Below are 15,020 nucleotides of genomic sequence, written 5' to 3'. Positions count from 1 at the left end.
AACTCGCAGTAATTAAAAGGCATAAGAAATTCCCGCCTAGGGAATTTACTTATGCCTTTTAATTATTTGTAGAGCGCATACTTGCCGGGCAAGAATTCGCCCTGAGCATAAAGCAACACAGATGGAACTTCGTCAACTCGAGGCCTTCGCGGCCGTCATGTCCACAGGCAGCGTCACCGCTGCCGGGCGCCTGCTTGGCCGTTCCCAGCCGGCGATCAGCCGCCTGCTGCAAGAACTGGAAGCCGAGATCGGCTATCCGCTGTTCGCACGCAGCGGGCCCCGCGTGACGCCGACCGAACAAGGCTTCCTGCTGTACGACGACGTAGAGCGCGCGCTGGCCGGTTTGCGCCAGATCCGCGACCGCGCCGAAGAGATCGCTCGCGGCCAGGCCCAGCCCCTGCTGATGGCCGCCACCTCCGCCATGGCCGCCGGCTTGGTCCCCACCGCGCTCAAGCGCATGGAAGCCCGATCCGGCGCCGCGCGCATCCAGTTGCGCAGCGCCTCGCCCGAACGCGTGGTGCATGCGGTGCTGAACGGCGCCGCGCAGGTGGGCGTCACCAGCCTGCCGCTGGAGCATCGCGGCCTGACCGTGCATTGGATCGGCCAGGCTCCCTGTGTCGTCGCGCTGCCCGAAGACGATCCGGTGGCGCGGCACGCCGTGGTGCCGGTATCGGCGCTGGCCGGGCGCCGCCTGATCACCATGGCCAACCCGTTTCGCCTGCGCCGCCGTCTGGACGCCGCGCTGGCGCACAACGTGCAGGCGCTGGGCACCATCGAAACCAATTCGTCCATCAACGCCCTGGCCGCGGTCCGCGCCGGCCTGGGCGTGTCGGTGCTGGAACCCGTCACCGCCTACGGCGCGCCGTTGGCGGGCGTGGCGATCCGGCCCATCGACCTGGACATTCCCTTCTTTTTTGGGGTCATCACCCCGCAGTCGCAAACGTTGACGCCGGCCTGCCAGGCCATGGCGGACGCGCTGGCCGAAGCCGCCGCAGCCTTGCTGCCGGGCTTCGTGCTGCACGACGCCTGCGAGCATTCGGCGCTGTTGCAGTCGATCTACGGCGATGACACCCCTGTTATGGAAACCCCCGCACTATGAATCTGCCCATCGCCACCCCGCCGCAAGGTCTGGCCGCCCTCGAGGCACGCCTGCGGCAAGACCTGTCATGGCTGGAGCTTCCCGCCAAGAACTGGGTGACGCCCCGTCTCGTCGACGGCCAGCCGGTGCTGGACGTGGCCGTCATCGGCGGCGGCATGGGGGGTCTGGCGGCCGCCGCCTCCTTGAAGCACCTGGGCATCGACGCGCCGGTCTTCGATCAGGCGCCGGAAGGCTACGAAGGCCCCTGGGCCACCACGGCCCGCATGGAAACGCTGCGCTCGCCCAAGCAATTGACGGGCCCCGCGCTGGGCCTGCCGGCGCTGACCTTCCGCGCCTGGTTCGAATCGCAATTCGGATCCGAGGCCTGGGAAGCGCTGGACAAAATTCCACGCCTGCAGTGGATGGACTACCTGCGCTGGTACCGCCGCGTGCTGGGCCTGGACGTGCGCAATGAACATCGCATCCTGTCCGTCCTGCCGCGCGCCGACAAGCTGGTGCAACTGGACATCGAATCGCCCGCCGGACGCGGCACCGTGCTGGCCCGCCGCGTGGTGCTGGCCACCGGCCGCGACGGACTGGGCGGCGCCTATGTGCCGGATTTTGCGAAGAAGCTGCCGCGCGGCCGCTGGGCGCATTCGTCGGACGTGATGGGCTACGAAACGCTTGCCGGCCTGCGCGTCGGCGTCGTGGGCGCGGGCGCATCCGCCATGGACAGCGCCGCCACCGCGCTGGAGGCGGGCGCCGCCAGCGTGGACCTGCTGATCCGCCGCAACGACATCCCGCGCATCAACAAGGGCAAGGGCGCGGGCAACCCCGGCCTGACCCATGGCCACCTGACCCTGCCCGACGACTGGAAGTGGAAGATCCGCCACTACTTCAATGCGCAGCAGGTGCCGCCGCCGCGCGGCAGCACCCTGCGCGTGTCGCGGCATCCCAACGCCTACTTCAACCTGGGCTGTGGCGTGCAGGACTTGGCGCTGATCGATGACGAGATCCACGTCACCACGCCCAAGGGCGTGTTCGTGCTGGACTTCCTGATTCTCTCCACGGGCTTTCGGATCGACTGGACCGTGCGCCCGGAATTCGCGCCGCTCGCGCCCCACGTGCGCGCCTGGGGCGACCGCTACACGCCGCCCGCTGGCGAAGAAGACCAGGAACTGCACGATTCGCCCGACCTGGGCGCCGTGTTCGAGCTGCAGGAAAAAGTCCCCGGCGCCTGCCCGGGCCTGGACCGCGTGCATTGCTTTTCCTACCCCGCCGCGCTGACGCAGGGCACGATCTCGGGCGACATCCCCGCCATCAGCGAAGGCGCCAAGCGCCTGGCGCAAGGCATCGCGGGTCTCTTCTACCGCGAGGACGTCGAAACGCACTACGCCAATATGGAAGCGTTCGCCGAGCCGGAAGTGTTTGGCGATGAGTGGACCCCAGCCCCGACGCCGGCCCCGACGCAGGCGGAGACCGCGCAATGACCGCATGGCTGCTACGCCGCGTGGCGCAGGCCGCCGTGGTCGTGCTCCTGATGACGCTGATCGTCTTCGTGGGGCTGCACGCCATCGGCAACCCCGTGGACATCCTGATCGGCCAGGACGTGGACCAGGTGGACCGCGCCCGCATCATCGCCGAACTGGGCCTGGACAAGCCCCTGTGGCAACAATACCTGGGCTTTCTGAACGGGGCGCTGCACGGCAACCTGGGCAACAGCTTCGTCTACAACATCCCCGCCATCGAGCTGGTGATCCAGCGCCTGCCGGCCACGCTTGAACTGGCCATCACCGCCCTGACCTTCGCCGTCCTCGTCGGCCTGCCGCTAGGCCTGATCGCCGGGCTGTATCCCGACAGCCGCTTTTCCAAGATGATCATGGCGGGCAGCATCGTCGGCTTCTCGCTGCCCACCTTCTGGGTGGCGCTGATGCTGATCATGACGTTCAGCGTGTCGCTGGGCTGGCTGCCGGCCAGCGGCCGCGGCCAGACGGTGGAGTTCCTGGGCTTCCAGTGGTCGTGGCTGACGGCCGACGGCTGGCGCCACCTGATCCTGCCTGCGTTCAACCTGTCGCTCTTCAAGATATCGCTGGTGATCCGCCTGACCCGCGCCGGCGTGCGCGACGTGATGCCCCTGGACTTCGTGAAATTCGCGCGCGCCAAGGGCCTGTCACCGCTGCGCGTCGTCTGTGTGCACGTGCTGCGCAACACCATGATCCCGCTGGTGACCGTGCTGGGCCTGGAACTGGGCTCCACCATCGCGTTCGCCGTCATCACGGAAAGCATCTTTTCCTGGCCCGGCGCCGGCAAGCTGATCCTGGACAGCCTGAACGCGCTGGACCGCCCCGTGATCGTGGCCTACCTGATCGTGGTGGTGTGCCTGTTCGTGACGCTGAACCTGATCGTGGACATTCTGTACAAAGTGCTGGACCCCCGGGTACGGCTGGAGGCCTCGGCATGAGTTCCGTATCTCAAACTGCAGCCAATCCCGCAGCGCCCGCGCTGCGACGCGAGTCGCCGTGGCGGCGCAACATGATCGAGTTCCTGTCGTCCAAGACGGCAATTCTGGGACTGGCCGTGGCCACGCTCTTGATCCTGGCCGCCGTGCTGGCGCCGTGGATCTCGCCGCAGAACCCCTATGACCTGCTGCAGATCGACGTATTGGACTCGCGCCTGCCGCCGGGCAGCATGAACGGCCTGGACACCTTCCATTACTGGCTGGGCACCGACGGCCAGGGCCGCGACCTGCTGTCGGGCATTCTGTACGGCCTGCGCATCAGCCTGATGGTGGGCGTGGGCTCGGCGCTGATCGCCGGTGTCATCGGCACGCTGCTGGGCCTGTTGGCCGCCTACGCCGGCGGCAAGGTCGACGCCTTCATCATGCGCCTGGTCGACCTGATCCTGTCGTTCCCGTCGATCCTGGTCGCCATGATGATCCTGGCCTACCTGGGCAAGGGCGTGGGCAACGTGGTGCTGACGCTGGTGATCCTGGAATGGGCCTACTACGCCCGCACCGCGCGCGGCCAGGCCCTGGTGGAACGCCGCCGCGAATATGTCGAAGCCGCCCGCTGCCTGGACATCCCCAACTGGCGGATCATGTTGAAGCACATCCTGCCCAACTGCCTGCCGCCGCTGATCGTCATCGGCACCCTGCAGATCGCGCGCGCCATCACGCTGGAAGCCACACTGAGCTTCCTGGGCCTGGGCGTGCCCGTGACCGAACCATCGCTGGGCCTGCTGATCTCCAACGGCTTCCAATACATGCTGTCCGGCGAATACTGGATCAGCTTCTATCCCGGCATCGCGCTGCTGATCACCATCGTGGCGATCAACCTGGTGGGCGACCGCCTGCGCGACGTGCTGAACCCGAGGACCCACAAATGACCGACCGCTCCGCCTCGGCTGGCGCGCCGGCCACGCTAGAAGTGCGCAACCTGCGCACCCACTTCCATACCCGCGCGGGCGTGCTGCCCGCCGTGGACGACGTTTCCTTCACCCTGGAACGCGGCAAGATCCTGGGCCTGGTCGGCGAGTCCGGCTCGGGCAAGTCCGTCACGGGCTTTTCCATCATGGGCCTGGTCGACGCGCCGGGCCGCATCGTCGGCGGCGAAGTCCTGTTCCAGGGCCGCGACCTGACCAAACTTGCGCCGCGCGAGATGCGCCGCCTGCAGGGCAACCGCATCGCCATGATCTTCCAGGATCCGATGATGACGCTGAACCCCGTGCTGCGGGTGGACGTGCAGATGATCGAAACGGTGCGCGCCCATAACAGCATGAGCAAGTCGCAGGCCCGCACGCTGGCGCGCGACACGCTGGGCATGATGGGCATTCCCAGCCCGGAAGAGCGCCTGCTGGCCTACCCGCATCAACTGTCCGGCGGCATGCGCCAGCGGGTGGCTATCGCCATCGCCATGCTGCACCGCCCGGACCTGATCATCGCCGACGAACCGACGACCGCGCTGGACGTCACCATCCAGGCGCAGATCCTGTCCGAAGTCCAGAAGCTGGCCCAGCAGCACGGCACCAGCCTCATCTGGATCACGCATGATCTGTCGGTCGTCGCGGGTCTTGCCGACGACGTGGCGGTGATGTATGCCGGGCGCATCGTCGAACACGGCAAGGTCGACGACGTGCTGGACCGCCCGCAGCACCCCTACACGGTGGGCCTCATCGACAGCCTGCCCAGCAACAACCAGCGGGGCCAGCGGCTGCGCCAGATTCCCGGCATGACGCCCAACCTGCTGCACCTGCCCGCCGGCTGTGCGTTCGCCGCGCGCTGCGCGCGCGCCACCGCCGCCTGCGGCCAGCAACCCGGCATCACCCACGCCTTGCCCGAACACAAAGTGCGCTGCTTCCATCCTTCCATCCAGATCCACAGCGAGGTGACGGCATGAGCACCGCCGCGCCCGCCCCCACCCCGCTGATCGACCTGCGCCAGGTCAGCAAGCGCTTTGGCGAACGCCACGTCGGCGCCGCCGGTCGCGCCATGCAGAAGCTGGGCCTGTCCAAGCCGCCCGCCATCACCCGCGCCGTGGACCACGTTGACCTGATCGTCAACCCCGGCGAAGTCGTCGGCCTGGTCGGCGAATCCGGCTGCGGCAAATCCACGCTGGGCCGCGTCGCGGCGGGCCTGCTCACGCCCTCGGGCGGAGAGGTCCGCATCAACGGCAAGCGTCCCGCCGACATGAACGCCGCCGAAGCCCACGCCGCGCGCCTGAAGGTCCAGATGATCTTCCAGGACCCCTACGCCAGCCTCAACCCGCGCCTGCGCGTGGACGAGATCGTGGGCGAAGCGGCCCGCATCCACGGCCTGGTCGGCAACGGCGACTTCGACGACTACGTCAGCGCCCAGATGGAACGCGCCGGCCTGGACCCGGCCCTGCGCCAGCGCTACCCGCACCAGTTCAGCGGCGGCCAGCGCCAGCGCATCGGCATCGCCCGCGCCCTGGCCGTGCAGCCGACCATGCTGGTCTGCGACGAAGCCGTCGCCGCGCTGGACGTCTCCATCCAGGCGCAGATCCTGAACCTGTTCATGGACCTGCGCGAAGAACTGAACCTGACCTACCTCTTCATCAGCCATGACCTGGGCGTGGTCGAACACCTGTCCGACCGCGTCGTCATCATGTACCTGGGCCGCGTCGTGGAAACGGCCACCGTGGAAGACGTCTTCCAGCGCCCCAACCACCCGTACACCCAGGCGCTGCTGGCCGAGATCCCCACCTTGAAATCGCGCCACAAGATCTTCACCGCGATCAAGGGCGAGATCCCCAGCCCGCTCAATCCGCCCGGCGGCTGCCACTTCCACCCGCGATGTCCGCATGCGATGCCGCGCTGCAAAACCGAGGTTCCCACCTTGAAGGGAATCGCCATCAACCACCTAAGCGCCTGTCACCTGAACGACATGGCCTGACGATCACCGGCTGTGGCCCTGCCACGGCGACCCTTGAACAAACTGCTCGTTCCCCCCTCTACCCAAGGACCCCGGACAATGAAACGCCTGATTCTCTCGACCCTCACCGCCGCCCTGCTGGGCGCCTCGGCCGTCGCCGCCGCCGACAACCTGTCCATCGGCTTCGCCGACCCGCTGTCGTCGCTGGACCCGCAGTTGAACAACCACGCCGGCGACCGCTCGGTGGCCCTGCACTTCTGGGACCTGCTGATCGAGAACAAGTGGAACAAGCTGCAGCCGGGCCTGGCCGTGAGCTGGAAGCCGCTGGATCCCACCACCTGGGAATTCAAGCTGCGTGAAGGCGTCAAGTGGCAGGACGGCACGCCGTTCACCGCCGACGACCTGATCTACTCCTACACCCGCGCGCGCGGCGTGCCCGGCAGCGTCGCCACCTACGCCGGCTACCTGCGCACCATCGACACGATGACCGCCAAGGACCCGCTGACCCTGATCGTCAAAACCAAGGCCCCCAACCCCGACCTGCCCCTGAATCTGGCGTCCATCCACGTCGTCAGCAAACACGTCGGTGAAAAGTCGTCCACCGAGGACTACAACTCGGGCAAGGCCATGATCGGCACCGGCCCCTACAAGTTCGTCTCCTACACCCCCGGCGACCGCGTCATCATGGAACGCAACGACGCCTACTGGGGCGACAAGCAGGTCTGGGAGAAGGTCAACTACCGCTACATCAACAACGCCGCCGCCCGCACCGCCGCGCTGCTGGCCGGCGACGTCGACGTGATCGACAAGGTCTCGGTATCCGACCTGGCCAAGCTGCAAAAGGCCGCCAACATCTCGGTCTACCCGTACGACGGCCTGCGCGTCATGCTGCTGCAACCCAGCTTCAACCCCGCGCCCAACCAGTACATCACCGACAACAACGGCAAGCCGCTGGACAAGAACCCGCTGCTGGACGTGCGCGTGCGCCAGGCGCTGAACCTGGCCATCAACCGCAAGGCCATCTCCGACCGCATCCTGCAAGGCGCCGCCACCGAAGCCAACCAGTGGATGCCCAAGGGCACCATCGGCTACAACCCCGACGTCAAGGACATCCCCAACGACGTCGCGCAAGCCAAGAAGCTGCTGGCCGAAGCCGGCTTTCCCGACGGTTTCAAGCTGACCATGCACGTCCCCAACGACCGCTACCCGCAAGGCCCCGAAACGGCCCAGGCGGTCGCGCAGTTCTGGACCCGCGTCGGCGTCAAGACCCAGGTGGAAGTCGTGCCGTGGGCCGTGTACTCGGGCCGCGCCAACAAGAACGAATTCGCCGTCAGCATGCTGGCATGGGGCAACGGCACGGGCGAAGGCAGCTACGCGCTGGTCAACATCCTGGCCACCGCCGACGCCAAGAAGGGCCTGGGCGCTTCCAACTGGGGCCGCTACACCAATCCCAAGGTCGACGCCGCCCTGGAGCAATCCACGTCCGAATTCGACGTCGCCAAGCGTGAAGCCATCCTGCGCGACTCCGTCAAGATCGTGTCCGACGACGTCGGCATCATCCCGCTGTTCCACTACAAGAACATCTGGGCCACCAAGAAGGGCCTGAAGGTCACCCCCATGACCAGCGACCGTACGGCCGCCATGATGGTCACCAAAGAACCCGCCGCCGCTGCCGCCGGTAAGTAAGCCATGGTGCCGACCCTCACCATCACCCCCGCGGACGCCCTGATCGACGTCCCGCGCCAGATCCGCGTCGAACACGCCGCGCCTGGCGCCACGGTCGAGATCACCGCCCTCACCCGCCGCAACGGCGTGCTCTGGCAAGCCCAGGCCGCCTACACGGCGGGCGACGACGGCGTCGTCGACCTGACCCGCGACGCGCCCGTCTCGGGCGACTACACCGGCGTGGCCCCCATGGGCCTGGTCTGGTCGCAGTCCCCCGTGGACTCGAAGAGCCGCGAACACTTCAACCAGCCCGTGACCGACGCGCTGGTCACCGACGTGGTCGCCCGCGTGGAAGGCGGCGAGGCCCGGGCCAGCTTCACCCAACGCCTGGCCGCCGACGGCGTCACCCGTCACGACGTGCGCGAAGAAGGCCTGGTCGGCACCCTGTACCTGCCGGCAGGCAGCGCCCCGGGTTCGCATCCCGCCGTCATGATCCTGAACGGCTCTGGCGGCGGCATCAACGAACCGCGCGCCGCGCTGTACGCCTCGCGCGGCTACGCCGCCTTCGCGCTGGCCTACTTCAAGGCGCCGGGCCTGTCCGACTACATCTCCAACACCCCGCTGGAGTACTTCCAGACCGGCCTGCGCTGGCTGCGCAAGAAGGTCCAACCCCAGCACGACTTCGTCGCCATCAGCGGCCAGTCGCGCGGCGGTGAACTGGTGCTGCTGCTGGGCGCCACCTTCCCCAAGGAAGTGTCGGCGGTGGTCGCCTACGTGCCCGGCGCCGTCGTCCACAGCGGGCAGAATGCCTGCGACCCCATGATCGGCCGCGAAGGCCCCACGTGGCTGCTGGGCGGCAAGCCCATTCCCCACGTCTGGGAAAACAACCGCACCGCCACCTGGGCGCCCTTCGATGAAGGCCCCGCGCCGCATCGTCACGAGAAGGCCATCCTCACCGCCCTGCAAGACCCCGACGCCGTGGCGCGTGCCCGCATCAAGGTCGAGGACATCGAAGGCCCCGTCATCCTGCTGTCCGGCACCGACGACGGCTCCTGGCCGTCCAGCCTGTACTCCAAGATGATCCAGGACAAGCTGACCGAAGTGAAGCATCCGTACCCAGTCGAATGGCTGGACTACGAGAACGGCGGCCACTCCATCCTGTTCCCCTACGTGCCCACCACCCAGCACGTCTACGCCCATCCCGTGTCCGGCAAGATCAGCACCAGCGGCGGCACCCCCAAGGACAACGCCCGCGCGGACCAGGAATCGTGGGAAGGCGTGAAGACGTTTTTGGAGGCGGCAGTGAAGGCGCGGGCGGCTTCGGCTGGCGCGGATTCGGTTCGGGCGGATTCGGTTCGTGCGGATTCGGCTCGGGCGGGTTCGGCTCGTTCGGATTCGGCTCGTGCGGATTCGGCAAACTCGCATTCCGCTGCTGCACATTCAGCAAGCAATTCCGGCAACGCCGGCTGACCAGACACCAAGGAGAACATCCCCATGGCACAACAACCCATCGTCTATGACGCCGCCAATGATCTGGTCGACAAGCTCGTCGGCCTGACGCCCGGCAGCAAGACCTTCGAGGTCCGCCACCAACGCGAAAAAGTCGCCGCCGCCACCCAAGGCAGCTACGACGCCCTCTTCGACCCCGCCCTGCCCGGCCTCTCCGTGGCCGAGCGCCTGCTGGTCGCGCTGTACGCCACCCGCATCAGCCCGTCGCCGCTGCTGGCTTCGCACTACCGCGCACGCTTGGCGGAAGCGGACGCAGCCCCCGCCGACATCGCGGTTGCGGAATCCGGGAAGCCGTCAGACGCCTCCACCCCGCGCTTGGCCGCCATCCTGGAATTCACGCGCAAGCTGATCGAAAACCCGGTCGAAGGCGACGAAGCCGCGCTAAAAACCCTGCCCGCCGCCGGCGTCTCCACGCCCGCCGTCGTCACCCTGTCGCAACTGATCGCCTTCCTGTCCTACCAGACCCGCCTCGTCGCCGGCCTGGTGGCCATGAAAGACCTGGACGGCCAACCCGCCCGCCAGGCGGCCGTCCCGCCCACGCCCTACGAGCCCAACACCGCGGCCACCGAGCCCGGCGCCGTCATCAAGGCCCACGGCTTCACCAACGAAGTGCTGGAGTGGAAGGCCTGGCTGGACGTCGTCAACGTCGACACCGCCACGCCCGAACAGATCGCCGTCCTGGAAGAAAGCCACCCCAAGGCCAAGGTCTCGGACTACTACCTGTTCCTGGTCCACCAAGCGGAAATCCTGCGCCAGCGCTCCACGGCCTTCAACGCCATCATGTACGCGCCGGGCGGTCTGTCGCGCGCGGAACGTGAACTGGGTTCGACGGTTGTGTCGCGCGTGAACGGCTGCGTCTACTGCGCGTCGGTCCATGCGCAGCGATTCGAGCAACTGGCCAAGCGCAATGAAGTGATCGCGCAGGTGTTTGAAGACCCCTACACGGCGGGAACGACGGCGCGCGAACTGGCGATTGGGCAGTTCTCGATCCAGATCACGGAAGCCCAGGCGGATGTGAACGCGAACAGCATCCAGGCGTTGAAGGATGCCGGGTTGAGCGAGGGCGAAGTGCTGGATCTGCTGCATTCGGACGCCATCTTCGCTTGGGCGAATCGGTTGATGTTGAATTTGGGCGAGCCGGTGTTCGTCGTTGCTGGCTGACACCTACATTTTCCCTGCCCTGGGGCCGCGTCAGGCCCCAGGTGTCTGACACCCGTACAAGTCCATCGTCGCTCTGCAAGCACGGTCGCGGGTGTCGGACACCGTCCCTGACCAGGCACAGCGGGTGTTCCTGACACCGCAAGCATCGCCGTACACTGGCCTCGGCGGCCACCTCGCCGCCCGCCACCCTGCCGCCCTCCGCGCCTCCCTCTTTCGGCCCGCCACGGCAGCCCCCCCCGCGAACAAGACACGGAGCCCAGCCATGGACCATGACCTTGATGCCATGACGCGCGAGCAGCTCATCAGCGAAGTCAAGAAACTGCGCGCTGGCGTGCGCGCCCACCGCGACGCCACCGGCCACGACCTCTGTTGGCACCACCCTCAGCTATGGGATCTGCTGCCCGAGCAAGCAGGCAAACCGCCCATCGTGCCCGCCTGGCCTCAGTTCATGCGAGGCTGCGTCGCCTACCGCGCATCGCTAGACGCGCAATGCCCAGGCGCTGCGCGCAGCGAACAGGAATACGGCGGCACGCCATAGCGCCGCCACGGCGCATCCGGTCCCACTCCTTACGCGTCCGACACCCGCCGCCGGGACTGCCCTTCCGCGGGGAAGAGTTAAACTGCCACTTTCCGCCTTCCCCTGCGCCCCGCCCCTATTAGCGGGGCGCATTGCCTTCCCCATGTCCGAAAAAACCCACGACATCCGCCCCGGCCAGTCAATAGAACTGCTCAAGGCCCTGCACATCCTGACCCGCGACGGCAAGATGAACCAGGACAGCCGCCGTAAGCTGAAGCAGGTTTATCACCTGTTTCAGTTCATCGAGCCGTTGCTTAAGGACGTTCAGGAACAACGCGGCGCTGTTACCCTCGCCGACCACGGCGCGGGGAAGTCGTATCTGGGCTTCATTCTGTATGACCTGTTCTTCAAGGAACAGCCGGAGGCGCTGAAGAATGGGTCGCATATCTATGGGATTGAGACCCGAGAAGAACTGGTGAAGTCGTCAGAGGAACTGGCCAAGCGCCTGGGGTTTGACGGCATGTCGTTTCTGAACCTGTCGGTGGCTGAGTCCATTACCTCGGACAAACTGCCTGAGTCCATCGATGTCGTGACTGCCCTGCACGCCTGCAATACCGCCACCGACGACGCGATTCATTTTGCGTTGGAGAAGAGGGCCAAGTACATCGTGGTGGTGCCTTGCTGCCAGGCTGAGGTGGCTTCGGTGCTGAGGAAGAATAAGGCAAAGGCTCTGGCTGATCCGCTGGCGGAGATTTGGCGGCATCCGCTGCATACGCGGGAGTTTGGGAGCCAGATTACGAATGTGCTGCGGTGTCTGCAGCTTGAGGCGCATGGGTATCAGATCAGTGTCACTGAGCTGGTCGGGTGGGAGCATTCGATGAAGAATGAGCTGATCATCGCGCAGTATAAAAATCTGCCGACGAGGAAGCCTGCGGAACGGTTGACGGAGATGTTGGATCGAATTGGGTTGCAGGAATTGAGGGAGCGGTTTTTTGTGCCGCAGGTGGCATAGCCGCAGATAAAGGGCCGTTCGCGGCCCTTTATGTTTTGTGCGTTATCGTCTCGACAGAGACGAAATTGCCACTACGCGTCATTGCTACCTCCCAAGCTGTACGCCTTATACTTGCGCTGCGGTCACACCAATGACCGTCCGGATTGACAGCCGGAAATGACAAAAGGCGGACAGCCGCTGCAACAGCGGCATTTTTGCGTCCGTAGGCCGAAGCACGTCCCTGCTATGGGCGGGCCTTGGCTGGGGCACGCTTGCGTGCGCCGGTTTCTTTTGTCACCGGTCTGTCACCCGGCCTTGCGCCCGCCCACCCCGAATGACAGCGGGAAGCGGGTCTGACGACAAAGGAGGCTGCGATGAATGACCACCCTAATACCTACGACCGCTGGGCTTTGCCGGATGATCCGGAGCATGGCACCGTTCGCCTTAATGATTTGCGGAAGATGGAGCGGGCTTGCCAGGGGATTTGGGCGATTGCTCGAATTGTGGGCAATAGTGCTACTGAACCGGATGCCACTGGCGCACAACCGCTGGATGCGTGGGTTGTCTCTAACTTGATAGGTGGAGTGGAGAGCCTGTGTGATCATCTCGCGGATCTTGTCGGATCCGCACTTGATGGGACACAGCTGAACTTTAGGTCCGTAGCAACACCAAAACCCAGCCACTAAAACGCTTCATCACACAGGCCGGGATCTCAAGGATGCCGGCCTGCGCCATGTAATACGTCAACAGCAGGTGGCTGACAAACCCAAAGCGGGCGTCGACTAAGACCCTTTCCAACCAACACGATGGAAGTACCTATGCTGATCTGCGAAGGATCAAAAATAGATTGGACTGCTTTTGCCGCCTTAACCGCCTTGGGGATTTGGCTCGTTGATCGATACTGCAGACGCCGGGAGCGACGAGCGGCTAGACGACTTATCGCTCAGATCATGACAGTACCGGTAGGTGCAGCCCAGTTGGAGATTGCCAAATTCCGGAGCCTAGTTGTTCCCCCTGGTGGCGAAGATACTACTTTCCTATTGAAAGTACTCGACAATCAAACAGGACGAAAGGAATTGGCATTCAAGGCCTCTTTGATAACCCTTGAATTTCCATCTCAGTTCCTGGACAAAGCAGACCTTTTCAATGAAGTCGTTAGCAATCGACTAGCTGCGGCATTTGCTCAAGTTAACCGCTTAAGAAGCATGTCTCAGTTTCTAGGAGAACTTCCAGACTCAGCCAACGAGGAGGAGATAATACAAGCCCTGAAGCTGGTTCTCATTCAAATTCAAGAAACGGAGCAGGTTATTGGAGAGGCATTTCAAGCACTACTAGAGGCAGGTAGAGCCTCGGCTAGGTTTCACCGCCCTAGTTCCACATAGCTGTCCGCGCTTTTATCTCTCAAAGTATTATAAAAACCCTTCCGAAATTCGATCCAACAGCCAAAACTTCCAACCCAAGTTTTCGCAAAATTGATCTGACAGACTGTCCAGATTCGGGCAGCGCGCCTTCATTTTCTCTACACGTCGGTACTCGGCTAACAGCTTCATGAGCTTGTTGTTCTCCTGCTCTAGCTCCTTTAGGCGCTGAGCCTCCGACACCGTCATGCCGCCGAACTTCGCATTCCATTTGTAGTACGCCGTCCCGTGCTTGCGACACAGTTCAGCAGGCTTGGCCCCCCATCGGCCTCCTTGAGTACGCCGATGATTTTAGCTTCCGCGATCGCTTTTTTCATTGCGATTCCTTTGAGAATGGACTCTACGTCGATTTCGTACTATTCACGGGGAGCAGGTCAATCAGAATCTCATATCGAAAAGTTACCTCTCCCGGAACGAATTTGGCCGCATTGGTCTCACGCTGCACCCCTTCAATTTCGATGATGCACAAAGCTCCAAAGGAGTTCATCACTACGACACTTTGGCCCACACGCGGTTTCTCGGTTCTCCCGGGTCTCAAAAATATATCAACGGTGTGCCGATCGAAATCACGTGCGGTGATAAGCCCAACGGCGTGGAGGCCATGGTCTCTGTATATATAAACGCTATCGTCACCATGATCGCTGAACGCTAACTTGAACTCGTATTCCCCGTGACCCAATGTGTACGCATTGTGGTCACGGTGGCGAAAGGTCACTCGATCTGCCAGCGCAGGGTTAGCATAGTTTGATGGATCACGCATGGCATCAATTCGCTCAATGCGAGCAATGCGTTCAAGTAGCACTGAAGCTGGGAGCGCATGCGCTTTGTCAGCCGGCAATCCCTCCACCCACCGCCAAAGACTTTCTATCTGATCAACCCCGGGAAAGTCGCTCCTGTCCACGTAAGAATTGAAGTCGAATCCCTTGGGATTTTCATCCACTAACCAAGCTGGCAACCTATATTTAGGATTGTTTACGAAAAGAGCGGAAAGCCATGAGATTGGCTTTTCTTTGAATACGCTTCTGATCCAACGGTTTTCGATACCAACACCCGAATTGGGCATCTCGTCGGCCCGGGTAACGTAATTATCGTCTGCAATTAGCAGTACGTGATCGGCCGCTGTCAGTTCTCTCATGAAACTGTTTAGATTGGATCCATATTCTACAGCCGCATCGATCTGTACTGTATAACCAAGTAGTCTAAATTGATTTACTAGCAGCCTAACCCACGCACGATGAGGATCCGACGTCCAAGCATACGAGATAAAAAGGCTAGTTTTCATGGAAAAAATG

Annotated in this window: 14 protein-coding genes and 1 pseudogene; 13 read left to right on the top strand and 2 right to left on the bottom strand. The window is 63.8% G+C overall.

Features of this window, described 5'->3' with window-relative positions:
• Nucleotides 1-121 precede the first annotated feature (121 nt).
• From ASE30_RS03180 to ASE30_RS28330, 13 genes are all read left to right on the top strand, one after another.
• On the top strand, nucleotides 122-1,099 hold the full coding sequence (locus ASE30_RS03180; protein ID WP_057282781.1) for a LysR family transcriptional regulator: 978 nt from the start codon (nucleotides 122-124) through the stop codon (nucleotides 1,097-1,099).
• Entirely contained in the window at nucleotides 1,096-2,568 is a 1,473-nt protein-coding gene (locus ASE30_RS03175; protein ID WP_057282780.1) for an NAD(P)/FAD-dependent oxidoreductase, read from the top strand. The genes ASE30_RS03180 and ASE30_RS03175 overlap by 4 nt, the downstream gene beginning before the upstream one ends.
• Nucleotides 2,565-3,539, top strand: coding sequence for an ABC transporter permease (locus ASE30_RS03170; protein ID WP_057282779.1), 975 nt, complete (start codon nucleotides 2,565-2,567; stop codon nucleotides 3,537-3,539). The genes ASE30_RS03175 and ASE30_RS03170 overlap by 4 nt, the downstream gene beginning before the upstream one ends.
• On the top strand, nucleotides 3,536-4,462 hold the full coding sequence (locus ASE30_RS03165; protein ID WP_057282778.1) for an ABC transporter permease: 927 nt from the start codon (nucleotides 3,536-3,538) through the stop codon (nucleotides 4,460-4,462). The genes ASE30_RS03170 and ASE30_RS03165 overlap by 4 nt, the downstream gene beginning before the upstream one ends.
• Entirely contained in the window at nucleotides 4,459-5,472 is a 1,014-nt protein-coding gene (locus ASE30_RS03160; protein WP_057282777.1) for an ABC transporter ATP-binding protein, read from the top strand. Before ASE30_RS03165 ends, ASE30_RS03160 begins: the two co-directional genes overlap by 4 nt.
• On the top strand, nucleotides 5,469-6,488 hold the full coding sequence (locus ASE30_RS03155; protein WP_057282776.1) for an ABC transporter ATP-binding protein: 1,020 nt from the start codon (nucleotides 5,469-5,471) through the stop codon (nucleotides 6,486-6,488). Before ASE30_RS03160 ends, ASE30_RS03155 begins: the two co-directional genes overlap by 4 nt.
• A gap of 78 nt (nucleotides 6,489-6,566) precedes the next feature.
• Nucleotides 6,567-8,153, top strand: coding sequence for an ABC transporter substrate-binding protein (locus tag ASE30_RS03150; RefSeq protein WP_057282775.1), 1,587 nt, complete (start codon nucleotides 6,567-6,569; stop codon nucleotides 8,151-8,153).
• A gap of 3 nt (nucleotides 8,154-8,156) precedes the next feature.
• Complete coding sequence (locus ASE30_RS03145; RefSeq protein ID WP_235515171.1) at nucleotides 8,157-9,602, top strand: acyl-CoA thioester hydrolase/BAAT C-terminal domain-containing protein; 1,446 nt, start codon at nucleotides 8,157-8,159, stop codon at nucleotides 9,600-9,602.
• A gap of 24 nt (nucleotides 9,603-9,626) precedes the next feature.
• Nucleotides 9,627-10,802, top strand: a complete 1,176-nt coding sequence (locus tag ASE30_RS28340) for a CMD domain protein (RefSeq protein ID WP_082601428.1) — start codon at nucleotides 9,627-9,629, stop codon at nucleotides 10,800-10,802.
• A 262-nt stretch (nucleotides 10,803-11,064) separates the two neighbouring features.
• Nucleotides 11,065-11,340: a hypothetical protein gene (locus ASE30_RS03135; RefSeq protein ID WP_057282774.1), complete on the top strand. Its 276-nt coding sequence runs from the start codon at nucleotides 11,065-11,067 to the stop codon at nucleotides 11,338-11,340.
• A gap of 142 nt (nucleotides 11,341-11,482) precedes the next feature.
• Entirely contained in the window at nucleotides 11,483-12,331 is an 849-nt protein-coding gene (locus ASE30_RS03130) for an SAM-dependent methyltransferase (protein WP_057282773.1), read from the top strand.
• A 353-nt stretch (nucleotides 12,332-12,684) separates the two neighbouring features.
• Nucleotides 12,685-12,996: a hypothetical protein gene (locus tag ASE30_RS28335; RefSeq protein ID WP_082601427.1), complete on the top strand. Its 312-nt coding sequence runs from the start codon at nucleotides 12,685-12,687 to the stop codon at nucleotides 12,994-12,996.
• A 132-nt stretch (nucleotides 12,997-13,128) separates the two neighbouring features.
• Nucleotides 13,129-13,692: a hypothetical protein gene (locus ASE30_RS28330; protein ID WP_082601426.1), complete on the top strand. Its 564-nt coding sequence runs from the start codon at nucleotides 13,129-13,131 to the stop codon at nucleotides 13,690-13,692.
• A 150-nt stretch (nucleotides 13,693-13,842) separates the two neighbouring features.
• On the opposite strand, the pseudogene ASE30_RS29355 reads toward ASE30_RS28330, so the two are convergent.
• A pseudogene (locus ASE30_RS29355) lies at nucleotides 13,843-14,045 on the bottom strand (transposase); the annotation flags it as partial.
• 23 nt (nucleotides 14,046-14,068) lie between these two features.
• Complete coding sequence (locus ASE30_RS03120; protein WP_057282771.1) at nucleotides 14,069-15,010, bottom strand: toll/interleukin-1 receptor domain-containing protein; 942 nt, start codon at nucleotides 15,008-15,010, stop codon at nucleotides 14,069-14,071.
• Nucleotides 15,011-15,020 lie beyond the last annotated feature (10 nt).

This window comes from Achromobacter sp. Root83 (genome assembly GCF_001428845.1).
Lineage (GTDB): Bacteria > Pseudomonadota > Gammaproteobacteria > Burkholderiales > Burkholderiaceae_B > Achromobacter.
Note: the sequence above shows the minus strand (reverse complement) of the source record. Positions and strands in the feature narration are given on the sequence as shown.